General features: G+C 72.5%; 1 pseudogene. It reads right to left on the bottom strand.

Going from position 1 to position 1,080, the window contains the following annotated elements:
- Positions 1 to 836, bottom strand: a pseudogene (locus ASJ79_RS31575) (hypothetical protein); the annotation flags it as partial.
- Positions 837 to 1,080 lie beyond the last annotated feature (244 nt).

The following is a 1,080-nucleotide window of genomic DNA, read 5'->3' as shown; positions in this document are numbered from 1 at the left end:
GGAACCGGCGGCGACACCACACCAGCCTCATCAACCACCGGCACACCCGGACCACCCGGAACCGGCGGCGACACCACACCAGCCTCATCAACCACCGGCACACCCGGACCACCCGGAACCGGCGGCGACACCACACCAGCCTCATCAACCACCGGCACACCCGGACCACCCGGAACCGGCGGCGTCGTCAACGTGGTCGACCTTTCGATCGGCGTTCCGGGGGCACCCAGTTCGGCCGGGATGGCAACGTCGGCCGACGAGTTCACCGGCGTACCGGGAACACCGGGAGCGGGCGGGGTCGACACGTTCGCCGACACGTCCACCGGGGCTCCGGGGACGCCAGGACCGGGTGGAGTTGCGATGTCGACGGACGAACCCGCCGGATTGAGGGTGATCTCCGGGGTCGGCGGCGTCGTATAGGTTGTCGAACCGCCGGACGGGGTGCCGGGCGAACCGGGGGGCGGAGGCGTCACGATCTCGACCGAGGAATTCCCCGGCGCTCCGGGCGTCGGCGGCGCCGGGGGCGAGAACGTCTCGACCGTGCTCGATGACGGCGTTCCCGGCGCGGGCGGCGCGGGCGGTGAGAACGTCTCGACAGTGTTCGCCGTGGGGGTCCCGGGCGCTCCCGGCCCGGGCGGGGTGACGATCTCCGTCGCACCGTCGACCGGGGCACCTGGAGCACCAGGGGCCGGCGGGGTCACCACACCAACCTCGTCCACCACCGGAGCACCCGGAGCCGGCGGTCCCGGCGGGGTCACCACACCAGCCTCGTCCACCACCGGAGCACCCGGAGCACCCGGACCCGGCGGCGTCACCACACCAGCCTCATCAACCACCGGCACACCCGGACCACCCGGAGCCGGCGGCGTCACCACACCAGCCTCGTCCACCACAGGAGCACCCGGAGCCGGCGGACCCGGCGGGGTCACCACGCCTGACGCACCCTCGACTGGCGCGCCGACGAACTGGGCTTCGAGGCGTTGGTACCCGTCGCTCGGTGGAAGGGATTCGGCGGCACCACCAACTTCAACGGCAACTGCTTCGAGACGTACGCGTGGGCCGCCGGCCTGGCACAGGCGA

This window comes from Mycobacterium sp. NAZ190054, assembly GCF_001545925.1.
GTDB lineage: Bacteria > Actinomycetota > Actinomycetes > Mycobacteriales > Mycobacteriaceae > Mycobacterium.
The sequence above is the reverse complement of the archived record's forward strand: the minus strand, read 5'-3'. Positions and strand labels throughout refer to the sequence as shown.